This is a genomic window from Desulfomonilaceae bacterium (assembly GCA_041662605.1).
Classification (GTDB): Bacteria; Desulfobacterota; Desulfomonilia; order Desulfomonilales; family Desulfomonilaceae; genus CAJBEZ01.
In genome coordinates this window covers 1-16,557 of the sequence record JBAZSD010000028.1, presented here as the reverse complement: position 1 = coordinate 16,557, position 16,557 = coordinate 1, and the positions used below count along the sequence as shown (strand labels likewise).

The 16,557-nt window shown below is 48.2% G+C and carries 12 protein-coding genes; 9 read left to right on the top strand and 3 right to left on the bottom strand.

What is annotated here, in order from left to right; genetic code table 11:
- Positions 1-261: 261 nt before the first annotated feature.
- The 6 genes from WC647_16940 to WC647_16915 all read left to right on the top strand — a co-directional run bounded on the left by WC647_16940 (position 262) and on the right by WC647_16915 (position 6,688).
- Entirely contained in the window at positions 262-1,113 is an 852-nt protein-coding gene (locus WC647_16940) for a MoxR family ATPase (GenBank protein ID MFA6223991.1), read from the top strand.
- 32 nt (positions 1,114-1,145) lie between these two features.
- Entirely contained in the window at positions 1,146-2,339 is a 1,194-nt protein-coding gene (locus WC647_16935; protein ID MFA6223990.1) for a hypothetical protein, read from the top strand.
- Between the two features lie 131 nt (positions 2,340-2,470).
- Positions 2,471-4,600 (top strand): transglycosylase domain-containing protein, encoded by a 2,130-nt coding sequence (locus WC647_16930; protein ID MFA6223989.1) that lies wholly within the window; start codon positions 2,471-2,473, stop codon positions 4,598-4,600.
- Between the two features lie 80 nt (positions 4,601-4,680).
- On the top strand, positions 4,681-5,322 hold the full coding sequence (locus WC647_16925) for a lactate utilization protein (GenBank protein MFA6223988.1): 642 nt from the start codon (positions 4,681-4,683) through the stop codon (positions 5,320-5,322).
- A gap of 1 nt (position 5,323) precedes the next feature.
- Entirely contained in the window at positions 5,324-6,334 is a 1,011-nt protein-coding gene (locus WC647_16920) for a hypothetical protein (protein ID MFA6223987.1), read from the top strand.
- A gap of 90 nt (positions 6,335-6,424) precedes the next feature.
- Positions 6,425-6,688, top strand: coding sequence for a hypothetical protein (locus WC647_16915; GenBank protein MFA6223986.1), 264 nt, complete (start codon positions 6,425-6,427; stop codon positions 6,686-6,688).
- A gap of 131 nt (positions 6,689-6,819) precedes the next feature.
- Here WC647_16915 and cysC read toward each other — a convergent pair whose 3' ends face one another.
- Genes cysC through WC647_16900 form a run of 3 tightly spaced genes read right to left on the bottom strand, consistent with a single transcriptional unit; the run spans position 6,820 to position 9,888 of the window.
- Positions 6,820-8,928 carry an adenylyl-sulfate kinase gene (gene cysC / locus WC647_16910; protein ID MFA6223985.1) on the bottom strand — a complete coding sequence of 703 codons (2,109 nt, stop codon included), beginning with the start codon at positions 8,926-8,928 and terminating at the stop codon, positions 6,820-6,822.
- 22 nt (positions 8,929-8,950) lie between these two features.
- Entirely contained in the window at positions 8,951-9,541 is a 591-nt protein-coding gene (gene recR / locus WC647_16905; GenBank protein ID MFA6223984.1) for a recombination mediator RecR, read from the bottom strand.
- Positions 9,542-9,576: 35 nt separating this feature from the next.
- Positions 9,577-9,888, bottom strand: a complete 312-nt coding sequence (locus WC647_16900; GenBank protein MFA6223983.1) for a YbaB/EbfC family nucleoid-associated protein — start codon at positions 9,886-9,888, stop codon at positions 9,577-9,579.
- A gap of 206 nt (positions 9,889-10,094) precedes the next feature.
- Here WC647_16900 and WC647_16895 point away from each other — a divergent pair, with 206 nt between their 5' ends.
- From WC647_16895 to WC647_16885, 3 genes are all read left to right on the top strand, one after another.
- Positions 10,095-11,432 (top strand): radical SAM protein, encoded by a 1,338-nt coding sequence (locus WC647_16895; protein MFA6223982.1) that lies wholly within the window; start codon positions 10,095-10,097, stop codon positions 11,430-11,432.
- A gap of 117 nt (positions 11,433-11,549) precedes the next feature.
- Positions 11,550-15,986: an FAD-dependent oxidoreductase gene (locus WC647_16890; protein ID MFA6223981.1), complete on the top strand. Its 4,437-nt coding sequence runs from the start codon at positions 11,550-11,552 to the stop codon at positions 15,984-15,986.
- A gap of 96 nt (positions 15,987-16,082) precedes the next feature.
- Positions 16,083-16,557: 4Fe-4S dicluster domain-containing protein (locus WC647_16885; protein ID MFA6223980.1), on the top strand; the 475-nt coding region annotated here is incomplete at its 3' end.

Here is a 16,557-nt window from a genome sequence, read left to right as displayed (position 1 = left end):
TTTAAGTCGGATGTCAAGTCAAAAAAGTGTCCTGACACATTCGGCCTGATTCACGGTCTATTCAGCGATTACGTCCTCTTTCCTCGTTAACCCCAAACTTCCATACAGAAGATGGTTGTTGACTCTTTAACACAAACAGTAATAAAAATTTACAATCCAATCCCTACGGGGATACATTTAAAAGAACGCTGTCTACTTTTTCGGAAATTCACGATTATGTTTTTCTTAAATCTATTCGGAAAAAAGAAGGAGCCCAAATTTATGCCTCTTGATTCTACCTCTCTATTCTTCGCCGGCGCATCCAAATACGTGTTGGATGAAGAATTGGCCAAGATAGTGAATATCTCCATTGCGCTGGAAATGCCGTTGCTTTTGAAGGGCGAACCGGGAACGGGCAAGACCATGCTGGCCCATGCCATTGCTGAGTCTCAAAAGATGCCTCTTCTCATCCTGAACGTCAAATCGAGCCTCAAGCTCGTCGACGCCTTATATCAATATGATACTCTCACGCGTCTTAACGACAGCCGATTCGGAGATTCCAAAAGGGATGTGAGTAACATTGAGGAATACATCCGAATGGGTAAAATCGGCCAAGCTTTCGTATCCGACACGAGAGTGGTCCTGTTAATTGACGAAATAGACAAGGCTGACACCGATTTCCAGGACGACATGCTGGATGTTCTCGACCAGATGGAATTCGATATCATGGAGATCGACAAGACCACTAAAACCAAGAACAGGCCTGTTATCATCATCACTTCCAACGCTAAGAAGGACCTTTCAGATCCATTCCTCGGGAGATGCAATTTTCACCATATCGCTTTCCCGGACCCCGACATGATGCGCAAGATCATTAACGTCCATTTCCCTGATCTCGATGAAGATCTCATGGACATAGCTGTAAAAACTTTTTACAAATTGCGCGATTTTCAGGGAATAGAAAAGAAACCGGCCACACGGGAGCTGATCAACTGGGTTCGCGCCCTTAAAAAGGACCCGGATTTTCGACCAAAGGACTTGATTCAAGGAAAGATCCCTTATCTCGGAATTCTGTTCAAGAAGAGTTCCGATTATCAATTATCCGTGCAACAGTCGCGCAGACTCCGGTCTTAACTGTGAAACACGACAGGTTCAGGTAAATTAGTATGTTTGTCGATTTCTTTTATATTCTTAGGGAATCAGGCGTTCCTGTTTCCCCAACATCGTTTCTCAGGCTTCATCAAGCGCTGTCTCTTGGTCTTGTGAACGGGCTTGATGACTTTTACACTGCGGCTCGATCGACTCTGGTCAAGAGCGAGAGATACTTTGACATTTATGACAGAGTTTTCGCCCATTTTTTTCAGGGCGCCGAACTGCCGGATTTCAAAGGCATTGACCTGGACGCGGCCGCCAGAGAGCTTCTTGCTGAATGGCTGCAGCATCCCGAAGATTTGGCGAGAGCGTTAGGACTGTCCGAAGAAAAAATTCAGTCCATGTCTCCTGACGAATTAATGAAATACTTTCTCGACCGATTGAAAGAACAGAATGAGGCACATCACGGAGGAAGCAAATGGATCGGTACCGGAGGAACCTCGCCGGTCGGTCACTCGGGTTACCACCCCGGCGGAATGAGGGTTGGTGGCCAATCCATGAGCAAGAGCGCAGTCAAGGTCGCTCTTGACAGAAGATACAAGGACTATTCTCTAGACGCGCCATTGACGCAGGCGCAGATGGGAGAAGCTCTCAAAAGGCTCCGCCGCATGATTCCCGTAGGCCCCAAGGACCAGGTAAATGTGGATGAGACAATTCGCGCGACTACACACAATGCGGGTGAAATTGAAATAGTCTTTGATCGAAGCCTTCGTGACAAGCTGAAGATTATCCTGATGATTGACAATGGCGGATGGTCAATGGACCCGTATATAGAACTCGTCCAGACACTGTTTAACTACGCCAGAGCGCAGTTTAAGGATATCAAGGTTTTCTTCTTTCACAACACTATATACGATTTCGTATGGGAAGATCCTCCACGACGATACAAGCCCCAGAGAGTACAGGATTTTTCTACCTGGGATAGACAGTCCAGATTAATTGTGGTCGGGGACGCAAGCATGGCGCCCTATGAACTAATGGCTACTGATGGATCCATCCACATTGAGGAGCGCAGCGGTTTACCGAGCATTGATCGATTGAATCTTCTTGCCCATTTGTTTCCTAAAGTCGCTTGGCTTAACCCAACCCCGTCCAGATTGTGGCCCCTCACGAGAACTATTGGCGTGATAGGTTCAATTTTTCCAATGTTTGAACTAACCTTGGATGGTTTGGACCGTGCGGTAACGACCCTCATGTCAAAAAACTAATTCTTGAATCAGCCACGGCCCATCCGAGCGCCCAAACATCTAGTGGAGGCTTCAAATTCAGATTTCAGCGCGGATAAATCCGGTTTTATAACTACACTGAAATGAATTCCAGATCGACAAGTCCGGTCCGAATGTTTTTCAAGAAAACCCTGATGTTCCTGTTGATCTGTTTCTTCTTGACTGCTGTTCTAGTTAGCTTGGTCATTGTCTGGACCTTTGAGATAAAGTTTCAGCGATGGCCCATGATGGTATTCGGCGCGCCTGAATCCGTTAGGGTCGGTGACAATCTCGGTGATCTTCAGCTTTATAATCGATTAGCTCGTCTGGGCTACACCAAAAGTGACTCTCTGGCTCCCAACATTGGCCAATGGGGCCGCTCCGGATCAGACGTCAAGATTTTCCTTCGGTATTCGCCGTTTGTTGGTGATGGCCCTATTGAGGGTCCGGTAACGCTACTGCTCGACGACGACACCATCAAATCCATACGCTTAATGCGCTCCCTGCAGGAGGTTACAAGTTTTCAACTGGAGCCTGAGTTATTGGGAGTCATTCCTGTCAAAGGGGGAATCCCCGAGATGGTCATTCCCGTCCCAATGTCCCGCATTCCCTCGTTGTTGATAGATTCCATCTTGCTTACAGAAGACAATCGTTTCTACTCGCATAGCGGCGTTGATTTAATCTCCATGTACAGGGCTCTGGTGTCAAACATTCGGGCAAGGAGATACGTGCAGGGAGGAAGCACGATCACTCAGCAGCTCATCCGAATGACGCTGCTCAATCCTGAAAAAACTCTCTGGAGAAAGTCTTTGGAGATAGTCCTCTCTGTTGGGGCTGACGCCATCTACAGTAAAAAGACCATCCTGGAGGCATATTTGAACCGCGTTTACCTCGGTCATTTCGGGCTACTGCCAGTCCTCGGAGTGTCCGAGGCATCAAGGAATTTCTTTGGCAAACCTCCTGAACAGCTCGATGTCTCAGAGTGCGCGCTGATAGCCGCGATTATTAGGGCTCCGAATGTCATCAACCCCTTTCGACATCCACAAAGAACTCTAACGCGGCGAAACATGATTCTAGGTTTGCTTTTCAAGCATGGAAAGATTTCACGCGACGTTTATGAAGAGGCCATTTCGAAACCGGTTCAAATGCTAAAACCCGGCGCTTCTCCCCCCAAGGCAGGATCCTTCATTGATATCCTGAGACAAAAGGAGAAGATCAACTATTCCAACACTGTTCCATATCAAAATTATATTTCCACGTCGCTGGATCCGGCCATGCAGGCCGGCGTCGAGGCTAGATTGCGCAAACTTGGAGAGCCGGGCCAACAGAGCTTCGTGATCCTGACCTCTCCCATTACCGGCTCACTAAAAGTATACGTAACTCCTTCCTCCGAGAAGTGGGACGGCAGAGGGGGAAATTTGGCCTTGTTCTCTCCTATGGCCCTTACCCCTGCTCTAAAGCCCCAAAAAGTGAATGATCCTATATACACCATCGCCTCTCAGGTAACTTTTTCCGACCGAAAGACCAAGAAGCTGGCTTTTGCCGAAGCTTTCAGGACAGATAGGGATGAACTCTTACGGAAAATCATAAAAGTCATAGGAGTCGACAAAATCGTTTCCGCTCTCAAAGAATTTCGAATTGACGCGGTCCTTGGCGATGGATCAGAAATATTGATTGAACCTATGACTCCTCTGGAAGTTGCTCAAAGCTACTCCATTTTATCAGGCCTAGGCTCTGCAACGCCGATAAATTGCAGACGCCCTCCGAGAAGAAGTAGTCCCGCTCAGTCTACCGTTGATTCAAAAATAGGTGTGCCTACTCCACCCTCTGTTCTCTTTATAATAAACAGCCTGCTAAGAGAACATCCAAGCCTCAACGATGTGAATGAGAGCCCCAAAAAACTCTTGTTGAGTCCTTCTGTCTTGTCTTCGTTCGACAACATGGGGGCATGGTCAGTCGCGTACAACAGAAATGCCCTGGTTCTACTGCGATTCCCGCCTTCCCACTTGTCTTCCCCTGCTTTGCGAAGACTAGCCCTTGATATGCTTCCCGCAATCAATTTGGGAGTGGATAGCGAATTTAGTATCCCAACCGGTCTAGTTTTTAGAAAACTTTGCGCAGAATCTGGTTTGAGGGCGACTTCCACCTGTCCTCAGATAACACTGGATCCTTTTCTCTCCGGAACCCAGCCGGATGAATGGTGCAGCCTGAGACACCAGACCGAAAACCGAACAGACCCGCCGCAAAAAAAGCCTGAGCGTTAAAATAGTTTTGAAACCCAGCCCTTGAGGGATAGATTAGATCTAGTGACACATCTATATGCGGCATGAAAAGGAGATTGATTATGGACGAATTTATGAAAAATCATCAGAAGATAATTTTAGAAACAACAGTGACCGCCCTCGAAAAGAACGGTTTCAAGGCAATTCTGGCCGAAACGAAGGAAGAAGCGACGAACAAAATAATGGAGATCGCCAAAGACTGCTCCTCGGTGGGAGTAGCGGGCACCCACACAGTTCGGGCTTTGGGGGTTTTACCCAAACTGGAAGAAGCGGGCAAAGCCATGTCGGATCACTGGAAATTCAAACCCGGCACACCCGAAGAGGTCGAATGCAGAAAGAATCAAGGCAGGGTGGACCTTTTTCTCACATCCTCCAACGCAGTAACAATGAATGGAGAAATAGTGAACCGCGATGGTTGCGGCAATAGAACTAACGCCATGACCTTTGGCCCCAAAAAAGTTGTTGTTGTAATTGGCAAGAACAAAATTACCCCCGATTTGGAATCGGCAATAGCAAGGATAGAAGAGGTTGCGGCTCCGATTAGAGCCATGAGCCTGAATCGAAAAACACCATGTGTAAAAAGTGGCTATTGCATGGATTGTGATTCTCCTGAACGAATTTGCCGGATAACAAGTATCATCCACAGGCGTCCAATGCTCACAGACATGACGGTTATCATTATTCCCGAAGACTTGGGTTATTAAAATGCGCGTCGAAGTCAGCGCTCCGAACCGGATCGATTTGGCGGGGGGCACAACAGACCTCTACCCCCTGTATTTGTTGATGAGTGGGGGATGTACTGTCAATATAGCGGTTAATGTGCTTAGCCGCGTAACCTTGCAGTCTACGGATCAGCAAATCTTCAAGCTACGATCCGAAGATCTGGGGGAATCTTTTGAAACCGACAGTCTTGAAAATTTGCCGACTAACGGTCCCCTGGGCCTTTTGGGCTTGACACTCCGGCAATTTCCTCCTTCGAAAGGCTTGAGTGTTACGACAAACAATTCTGCGCCCCCGGGGTCAGGACTGGGAGCGTCCAGCGCTCTTACCGTAGCCATGATTTTGGGGCTACTTAAAATTCGCCATGAGGAAATGGACCCAAACAAGATAGTTCAGATTTCCGCTGATATTGAAACAGCGCTTATCGGTGTCCCAGCGGGAAAACAGGACCACATCGCCGCCCTTTACGGTGGGTTATCCGTAATTAATTTCGGATTCAACGGTTATGAACGCAGGGGCTTTCGCGAATCACACACTAATATGCTCCAGCTCGAGGAGATGATCATTCTATCCTATACTGGAGGAGGGCGTTTTTCGGGAATGAACAATTGGGAAATTACCAAGAATTTCATTGATGGAGACCAGCCGACCAGGACGAAACTGATGGAAATTAGAACAGTCGCCCTGGAGGTCTCCAAAGCCGTGGAGGTAGGGGACTGGCAGGAGTTGAGTTTACTGGTCGATAAAGAGTGGAATATCCGACGTTCTCTGGCTCCCGGCGTCAGCAATCCCACGATTGACGCCATGATTTCAGCGGCCCACTCTTCAGGGGCGTTAGCGAGCAAGGTTTGTGGAGCAGGGGGAGGAGGATGTCTGATTACTTTAGCGCCTCCGGGGAAAAGGTCGGTGGTCGAAAAAGCCCTCTCGGATCAGGGAGCGACAATAATGAGCTATAAGTTCGACTACTTTGGAGCCGACGCAAGTGAATCGACTTAATTTTAGAGTATCGTCATTTTAGTTGTTGCAGATCATTATCATTCGTGTTAGACGCTTTTCACAGTTATTTTAGACCGATGGAGGCTAATAATGAACCGGAGCTTTTTAAAACTTTTTGTGGCTTTAGCGGTGTTCATGGCGTTCACTTTTGTGTCGGTTTCTTCTTTCGCAGCCGACAAAAAGTGGTTCGTTGTCAAAGACACCAAGGGCGTTTGCAAGGTGATACAGGCTAAGGAAAAAACACCAAAATCCATAGCCGGACCTTTTGACAAGAAAGACGACGCTGAAAAATCCAAGAAGGAACTTTGTCCCAAGAAGGACAAAAAGGAAAAAGCGACAGAGAAAAAGCGCTAATACTTAACCTGGTTCCTGGCGGTAAAACCGTAGAGCGTAAAAGCCGTTCATCCCATCAGGCGGATGAGCGGCTTTTGCGTCTTTCGAGAACTCTCAATTGTGCCATAAGAAAACGGCATTAGAGGGACCGATCAAATATATCCCAGGTCCGACAGTCGTTTCTTGACAATTTCTTCTTCTTCGTCAGTAAACCCCTTATCCTCGAACCTATTCTTAGAAGACGACGAAAAAGTTTCATGAATTTCCAGGCGGCTGGATGTCTTGCAAACATTCTGCCCAATGGGAATAACACTCCCTTGAAATTCTTTTGAAATTTCCAGACCATATTCCGCAAGTATGGTGGGGGTTATGTCAATACATGACGCATAGGTTAACTGAACATCCGTCATTGACCCGTTGCGCAAGTCGCTGAGTCTGGTAGCTATGAAAATCCCCTCCGGATCGTGATTACACGAGTCCAAACCATCAATTTCACCTTTCGTCAGAATGTCTTTCATACCCACAGCGCCGATTGACCGCCTGTTTAACGAATCAAAATAGACCATCAGATCAGGAGGAACCCCCTTAACATCCTGGTACAGATCCTCCGGCTTTAGCACTGTGTTGAACAATTTATACCCACCCGGTTCAGATGTCATTATGAGTTCATCTCGCAAATAGTCACGGAAACTTTCATATTCGGATTTCTTGATGATACCCCGAGGCTCGCGGCCTTCGACGTTCATGAAGATGCGTGCGTAGTACCCACCTTCACTCCACACGAGTGTTTTGTCCCAATCGATAAGCTCTTCGCTCAATTTCGTTTCACCCGCGGGAGGTTCCTTAAGAGTCAGCAAACCCTTGCGAATCAGCCATTCATTAATGCAAAACCCACCCGTTGAACTTCTTGCGCCATGGTCAGAAATTATAATCACCGTAGTGTCATCGTCGAGAAATCCAAGAATCCCGCCAATTTTGTCATCAAGATATTTATAGAATTCTGGTATTGGGTTGTTTTGCCCACTATTCCCAGAATCTCTTTTGCCATCGGGCGCGTGATGATTACCCCAGAACGCGTGATGCAGGCGATCTGTAGCAATTTCCACCATCATGAAGAAATCCCATTCTTCCTTCAGCAGCAGTTCTTGAGCCACCTTGAACCTGCTATCAACCATGCTGTAAAGCTGAGAAATCAATCTTTCTCTAGGCGCGGATCGGAAATCCTTAATATCCGCGAGATACTCCCCATCCCCCAAACATGAGAGACTACCCATCAAACCCCGGGGGTAACAAAAATCCTCCGAATTCTCCAGGGCAGGGAATCCGGATACCGTAATCCCAGCGTGTGGGACCGCAGGAAATGTCTGTGGAACTCCTATTATTATGGATCTCTTTCCAGATTCCTCGAGGTGGTCCCAAACTCTTGGGCGCTTTACATGAGTTGAATTCACTGTAACCAGGTCATATTGATTGTGGCTCAAACGGTTCCGAAATCCATATAAACCCAATTCGCCAGGATCGTAACCGGTGGTAATAGTAGTCCATGCCGGGATCGTAATTGGGGGATCAGTGGATTTCAGCGAACCCCACACGCCATGTTTCATAAGCGATTTGATGTTTGTCAAACCATAGGCGTCATTGAAGACTATGCTTGGTGGCGCGCAATCAAGCCCAATTACGGCGACTTTTCTGGTCGAGTCCTTTTTCTGCCGTGACTGGAAAGCGCCTGACCTGGTTTCAGGGAATTGTCTTTCTATGAAATTCAGAACCAGGTCAATCGATTCGTCCAAATTAAAACGATCAGTATTCACAACTAGATCGGGACTTTGCGGGAGCTGGAAAGGCGCGGAAATCCCGGTGAATTCTTTAATGAGGCCCTTTCTGGCTTTAGCGTATAGGCCCTTGGGATCCCGTCCCTCGCAGACTGAAACAGGACAATCCAGGTAGATTTCAACAAATTCAGACGGATCAAAAATGGATCTGACAGCCTGGCGAAGCGTTTCTACAGGGGTTATAAACGCGGCGAACACAATATGTCCTAAATCGTTTAGAATTTTTGCTATTTCTCCAGCTCTACGGATATTCTCAGCCCTGTCAGTAGCTGAAAAACCAAGGTCTCTGTTCAACCCGGAGCGCAGAATATCCCCATCCAGAAGAACCGCAGACTGATTCCTAGAACAAAGAATATCCTTTAGAGCCTTGGCAAGGGTCGATTTTCCTGAACCCGAAAGCCCCGTAAACCATATTGTTTTACCTGACATATCACCAACTATTTCGGATTGTTTAAATTTTCGTTCTGTGTTCGAAGGCCCTGAACAACGTGAGAGGATCCGCATATTCCAGCGATCCTCCAACAGGAATACCGTAAGCTATCCTTGAAACACTGACTCCGGTTTCCTTTAATTGATCTCTGATGAACGACGAGGTGGCCTCACCTTCTACGGTAGGATTCAAGGCTAGTATTACTTCATTGATACCATTTTGTTTCACTCTACCGACTAACTCATGTAACCGAATTTCTCCTGGCCCTATTCCATCCAGGGGCGACATGACCCCATGCAGGACATGGTAGACACCCTTGAATTGACCTGATTTCTCAACAGCCATTAGATCAAGAGGGCTCTCAACGACACATATTCGCGATTGATCACGACGATGATCCCTGCAAATGTCACATAAATCCTGATCCGTGAGATGGAAGCACCTCGAACAGAGCCTTAGATCCCTTTTCACAGTTTCGATCGCTTTGACCAGGTCTTCGGTCTCCCGGGGATTGGCGTTAAGGATGAAAAAAGCGTATCGAGTAGCCGTCTTCTCGCCCACTCCCGGAAACTTTTTTAGACATTTTATCAGTTTTTCCAACGGACTGATCAACTCAGCCTTACCTCACAACTAAAATCACATGACGATTATGTCAGACCAGGTATCCTGAGTCCTCCGGATATCTTTGCAATCTCTTCGGCAGCCATCTCACGAGATTTCTGAAGAGCGTCATTTACGGCTGAGACTATCAAGTCTTCCAACACTTCCCTGTCTTCCGCAACAAGGAGTTCTGATTCAATTGAAATCGACAGTATTTCCTGTATCCCATTGGCCTCAACCTTCACCATATCTCCGCCTGAACTTCCTACGACTGAACGGTCCGCCAATTGTTCCTGCGTTTCCCTGATCTTGGATTGAACTCCCTGGGCCTGTTCTATTAAATCTTTGAGACCTAACACCTGTTAAACCTCCAATTTTCACTCTCTAGAGGAAAAATAAACGTTGTTAATAGCCGCACCTAGTTGCCTGGGGCTTGCCGAAAGACAAGATTTACAGACTGCGGCCGGCCGTCTCTTGGCCTAATCTCTCAGAGCGCTTGACTTTTTTAAACAGCATACTCTTAAACTAATAGGCGCAAAAAAGAAAGTCATGAGGCGCCGCTGACATGAGACGTCCCCGTATTCTCTTAGTAAACCCATGGATTCACGACTTCGCAGCCTACGATCTTTGGGCCAAGCCTCTTGGTTTGATGGTTCTAGGGTCAATGTTACGTGAAAACGGCTGGGAGACAATGTTGGTGGATTGTGTAGATCCGGATCATCCATCTCTCCGCGCGGCTGGGAGTTCCGCCGGGTCTAGGGGCAAATTCCATAAGACTCCGCTGGAAAAACCGGAGCCTTTGAAATCCGTCCCGAGAAGTTTTTCCAGGTACGGGGTAGATATCGATGAAATAAGGAACGATCTCGAAAACCTGGAACGTCCTTCAGCAATAGTTGTCTCATCATTAATGACATATTGGCACACCGGCCTGGCTGAAACGGTGGAACTGCTAAGAGCCGTTTTTGAAGGAACGCCCATAATCCTCGGGGGTGTTTATGCGTCATTAATGCCTGACCACGCAAGAAAAACCATTCGTGTGGATGAAGTTTCACCGGGGCCTGGCGAATTTTCCCTGAATGAAGCGTTATTCCGCTGGACATCACTTGAGCCGAAAAGGAGCCAGATCAAGGCTGATTTAGGTTTCTCTCCTGATCTCGATCTGTTGAGGTCAGTGCGTTTTATCCCTTTGTTGACATCTCGAGGCTGCCCTTACCGATGCGCTTATTGCGCTTCCAGGATAGTCCAGCCGGAGTATCGCCGTAGAAAACCGGCCGAGGTGATTTCCGAGATTGAAGCAAACGTAGCCAAGTATAGAGTGGATGAGATCGTCTTGTATGACGACGCTTTTCTCTGCGCCGCAGACAAACACGCCCTACCTATCCTCGGCGCTTTCGCTTCCTCTAGTCCCCAACTGAAATGGCATACCCCCAATGGCCTTCATGTATCGGAGATAAATCCCAGGGTGGCGTTATCTATGAAAAAGGCGGGTTTTAAGACTATAAGGCTGGGATTGGAGAGCGCTTCGGACGATTTTCACTTGATTTCGGGACAAAAGACTACATGGAGCGACTTTGTCAGGGCAGTTGGATGTTTAAGAGAAGCCGGATTTGGCCGTTTGGATGTAGGCGCCTATATACTGGTTGGGTTGCCGGGACAGTCCAGACTTGAAATTGAGCGTGATGTTGAAGAAGCGCTTAACGCCGGAGCTTATCCCAGACTGGCCGAATATTCCCCAATTCCAGGTTCGACATTGTGGCCTCAATCGGTAAAGACAAGCAGGTATCCGATTGAGACCGAACCGCTTTTTCAGAACTGTTCTCTGCTGCCCGTAGCTGAGCCGGAGGTTAACTGGGAATTTTTGTCTCAAACCAGAAAAATGATACGGGAAAGCCTAGAATCATAGGCAAATAATCAACACGGCCGTGCGCCGTGAATAGTTGACACACTCAAAGCATGCTGATAAAAAAGATAGAATTCTTCATCCAAACACGCATAACAAAATTGGGAAAGTGAGATAATTATGGCCCAACCGAAGGATGTTGTAGGCGCCGCTCTTGTCGTCGGAGGCGGCATAGCAGGTGTTCAGGCCTCTTTAGACCTGGCTGAATCAGGTTATAAGGTCTACCTGGTAGAAAGTCAGACAGGTATTGGTGGCAGGATGGCTCAACTCGACAAGACCTTCCCCACAAACGACTGCTCCACCTGTATATTTTCTCCCAAACTGGTTACCGTGGGCCAAAACCCTAATATTGAGCTTTTGTCCTATAGCGAGGTTGACGATATCCAGGGCGACGCAGGCAGGTTCAAGGTCCGCATCAGGCAAAAATCCCGATATATTCGAAAAGACCGCTGCAAGGCATGTGGGGATTGCGCTACCGCATGCCCCGTAAAAGTCCCTAACAGCTTTGATCAGGATTTGAGCAAACGCTCCGCAACCTATCGATTATTCCCGCAGACAATTCCTCAGACTTTCGTAATAGATAAGGCCGACAGGGCTCCATGCGTCATGGCGTGTCCCGCGCATATCAACGCTCAGGGTTACGTGGCGTTGATAAGCAAAGGGAAGTATAAGGAGGCTGTTGAGCTGATCTATGAGAACCTCCCACTCCCCGGAGTTTTGGGTAGGGTATGTCCACACCCTTGTGAAAAGGTTTGCAGGAGAGCGGAAAAAGACCAGCCCATATCAATATGCAAGTTAAAGAGATTTGCGGCTGATCAGGTGGACTACTCGACGCTGAATGTTCCGGAAATTACTCCTCGTGATGAAAAGGTCGCTATAATCGGTTCCGGCCCTGCTGGTCTTTCCGCGGCCTATTATCTTGCTCTAAAAGGCTACAAGGCCTCCGTATTTGAGGCCGCTCCCGTTATGGGAGGATGGCTACGGGTAGGAATCCCCGAATACAGACTGCCCAGAGATATCCTAGAAAAAGAAATCAACCACATCCTGAGTCTCGGAGTCGAGGCAAAAACCAACTCCGCTCTTGGTAAGGACTTCACTATAGAAGACCTTAAAAACCAGGGCTTCAAGGCCGTTTTCCTCGGAGTCGGCTGCCAGAAAGGCGCTCGACTGGCGATACCCGGCGAAGACACTACCGGTGTGATTCAGGGAGTAGATTTTCTGAAAGACGCGGCTTTGGGGAAAAAGTTCGAAGGCGTCAAGAAAGCGGTTGTCATCGGTGGTGGAAATGTAGCCGTTGACGCTGCGAGAACCCTTGTTCGGCTCGGAGCGGAATCAACAATTCTTTACCGAAGATCAAGGGCGGAAATGCCAGCCTTCGAGGAAGAAGTTCACGCCGCTCTCGCAGAAGGAGTCAAGATCGAATTTCTTGCTGCTCCTGTTGAGGTTGTAGTGTCAGACGGAAAAGTCACTGGGCTTAAGGCTGTCCGTATGGAATTGGGTGAACCCGACGCAAGCGGTCGACGACGACCCGTTCCAGTGGTGGGATCCGAGTATGTTGTAAACGCTGACACCATTATCCCGGCCATAGGGCAGGTCATTGACCCGAGCCTTTGGGATACCGCCGGATCTTTAAGCCAAACCAGAAAAAACACCATTGAATGTGACAAGGTCACATTCGCTACTTCTATAGAGGGAGTATTCGCTGGAGGAGACGCTGTTTCCGGTCCGGCTACCGTTGTAGAGGCGGTGGCGGCGGGAAAGGAAGTCGCTGAGTCTATCCACAGATTTATTAATGGAATGGATCTGGCGGAAGGGCGACCGGTCAAGTATCCCGAGAATCCGGAATACCCTCCAATCCCGGAAGAGATCAAAACCGAACCCAGGGCCGTTAACCCGGAGATAGAACCATCCCAAAGAAAAGGCTTCCGGGAGGTTGAACTGGCTCTAGCTGAAGAAGAGGCCCAGAGAGAGGCGAATCGCTGTCTCAATTGCGGCGTTTGTTCCGAGTGCATGGAATGTGTTAAAGCATGCCCGGCTCAGGCTATTGACCATTCGATGGAAGACTCTTTCATGGATGTAGAAGTCGGTTCTGTTATCCTGTCAACCGGCTACGAAATGATCGACCCCAGTAAGATCAGAGGCGAATTTTCGTATGGCGTGGCGCCTAACGTACTGACTAACATGGAATTTGAGCGAATGCTCAGCGCGTCGGGGCCAAACGCCGGTGAAGTCAAGAGGCCATCTGACGACAAACACCCCAAAAAGGTAGCCTGGATTCAGTGTGTCGGATCCAGGGACGCCCAGAAGGGAATGCCGCACTGTAGTTCGATATGCTGTATGGCGTCGATTAAAGAAGCCGTTATTGCCAAGGAACACGACACCAACATCGAACCCACAATTTTTTATATGGATATCAGAGCTTACGGTAAAGATTTTGACGCCTACTATGAAAGAGCCAAAGATTCAGGCGCCGTGCGTTTCATCAGATCCATGGTGAGTCGAGTTGTAGAAGATCCATTGACCCATAATCTTCAAATCACTTACGTTGATGAGGATCAGAAATTCGTAACCGAAACCTTTGATATGGTTGTGCTTGCAGTAGGACTCAAGACCTCGGAACAGTCCATTGAAATGGCTAACAAGCTAGGGATTGGGCTGAACGAATCCAAATTCGCTGCGACCACTTCGTTTGAGCCGGTGTCCACTAACAGGCCTGGAATTTTTGTAGCAGGCATGTTTCAAGGCCCAAAAGATATTCCTCAAACCGTTATGGAGGCTTCCGCCGCAGCGGGGGCTTCTTCCAAGCTTCTTGCCGCGGCCAGGAACACCCTTGCGATCAAGCAGGAATTTCCTCCCCAGAGAGATGTCTCCGGAGAAGAACCACGAATCGGTGTCTTTATATGCCGTTGTGGAATAAACATCGCGAATGTCGTTGATGTTCCACGGGTAGTTGAACACGTAAAGACACTGCCGAATGTGGTTTTTGCAGATGAAAAATTGTTCACATGCTCTCAGGACACCCAAGAGCAGTTTCTGGAAATTATAAGAGATCACAACCTCAACCGTGTGGTCGTTTCCGCATGTAGTCCCAGAACACACGAGCCAATGTTTCAATTGACCATGGAAAAGGCCGGACTGAATCCCTACCTTTTTACGATGACCAATATCCGGGACCAGTGCTCATGGGTTCACGCTCATAACAAGGAAGGCGCCACATTGAAGGCCATGGACCTTGCCAGAATGGCAATCGCCCGAGCGAGGCGTCTGGCTCCGTTGCAGAAATCAAAGATGGATGTCGTTCATGACGCCCTTATTCTTGGTGGCGGAGTGTCCGGCATGACAGCGGCTCTCAATCTTGCGGATCAGGGCTTCTATACCTACCTCGTTGAAAAAAGCGAAAAATTCGGAGGAAACGCCCTTTTTATCGAACGGACGATTCAGGGCGAGCCGATCAAGCCGTTCATGGACGGACTGATCAACAGAGTCGAGAACCACCCGAAGATAGAGGTCTTCAAGAACTCATCATTCACAAACCTGTCAGGCCATGTGGGCCATTTCAAAGGCTCCATTATTAATGGAAACGGGAGCGAAAAAGTCATCGATTTTGGTGTCGCTGTCATTGCGACCGGCGCCGCCGAATCCAAGCCTAAGGAATATCTTTTTGGAGAAAGCAAGGCTGTCGAGACTCAGCACTCCCTCGAAGAAAGGATAATGGCCGGCGACCCCACCCTTAAGAATATAAAGAACGCCGTCTTTATTCAATGTGTTGGCTCCAGGGATGAAGAGAGACCTTACTGTTCAAAGGTTTGTTGCTCGGGTTCAGTCCGTCTCGCTAGTCGGTTGCGGGAAATAAACCCCGACGCGAAAATATACATTCTGTTCAGGGATCTAAGGACCTATGGATTGCTTGAAAAGTTTTACACTGAATCGAGAAAGACGGGCGCCATATTTGTCAGGTTTGACCCCGAAAGCAAGCCGGTGTGTGAACTGGCGGGAGACAAGGTCAAGGTTACTGTTAAAGATCCTACGCTTAATACGGATATGACCATAATGGCTGACCTGGTGACTCTGGCTGCGGGCATAGATCCTGCCGAGACTAACAAGCAGATGGGTCAGCTTTTCAAGGTGACCGTAAACTCATACGGTTATTTTGTTGAAGCCCACATGAAACTTAGACCAGTGGATTTCACCACTGAGGGCGTTTTTCTGGCCGGAATGGCGCATTATCCAAAACCGATCGATGAGTCTATCGCGCAGGCGACGGCCGCCGCCCAAAGGGCGTCAATATTGATCAGTCAGGAACAACTGACGTTCCCGGGAGTCATATCGAAGGTTGACCCCGATAAATGCGCAGTGTGCCTGACATGTGTGCGGTTATGTCCTTACGGCGCTCCGTTTATCAATGAGGACCACAAGGCTGAAATAGTGCCTGCTTTGTGTCAGGGATGTGGGATATGTTCATCCGTTTGTCCGGGCAACGCGATCGATCTCCAACATTTCAGGGATGATCAGGTTTTCGCTGAGATTGACACTTTGCTGGTCAAAGAGGCTTCTTAAGCCTGAGCGGAAATGGGAGGCGTCCTTTACTGTCATAAAGAGATCGAGTCGGAATATAAACTTAGGAAATATATAGCTTCGAAACAGGAGACCAAAATGCTCCAGGCAAATGCGACCACATCAACGAGGAATTCGCCGATGTCGGCGGATTTAGTATCAGTAATCAATCAGTGTTACCAGTGTGGCAAATGTTCCGCAGGCTGCCCTGTTGCCCCTGACATGGACCTGTTGCCCCATCAGCTTGTTCGTCTGGCCGTATTGGGAGATGTGGACAGGATAATCCAGTCCAAGAGTATCTGGCTATGTTTGACCTGCCACACCTGTGGGGCAAGATGCCCAAACGGCATTGACGTGCCGGGACTCCTTGATCCGATCAGGCACAGTGTCCTGAGGAACAAGGGAACCTTGACCGATCCCAAGGTAGCCATATTTCACAAGACTTTCATGGACACGGTCAAGTATTTCGGTCGTGTCTATGAGCTTTTTCTCGTGGGAATGTATAAATTTAGAACCAAGACCTTTATGGAAGACATGGAGCTTGGCATGAACATGTTCCGTAAAGGGAAGTTGC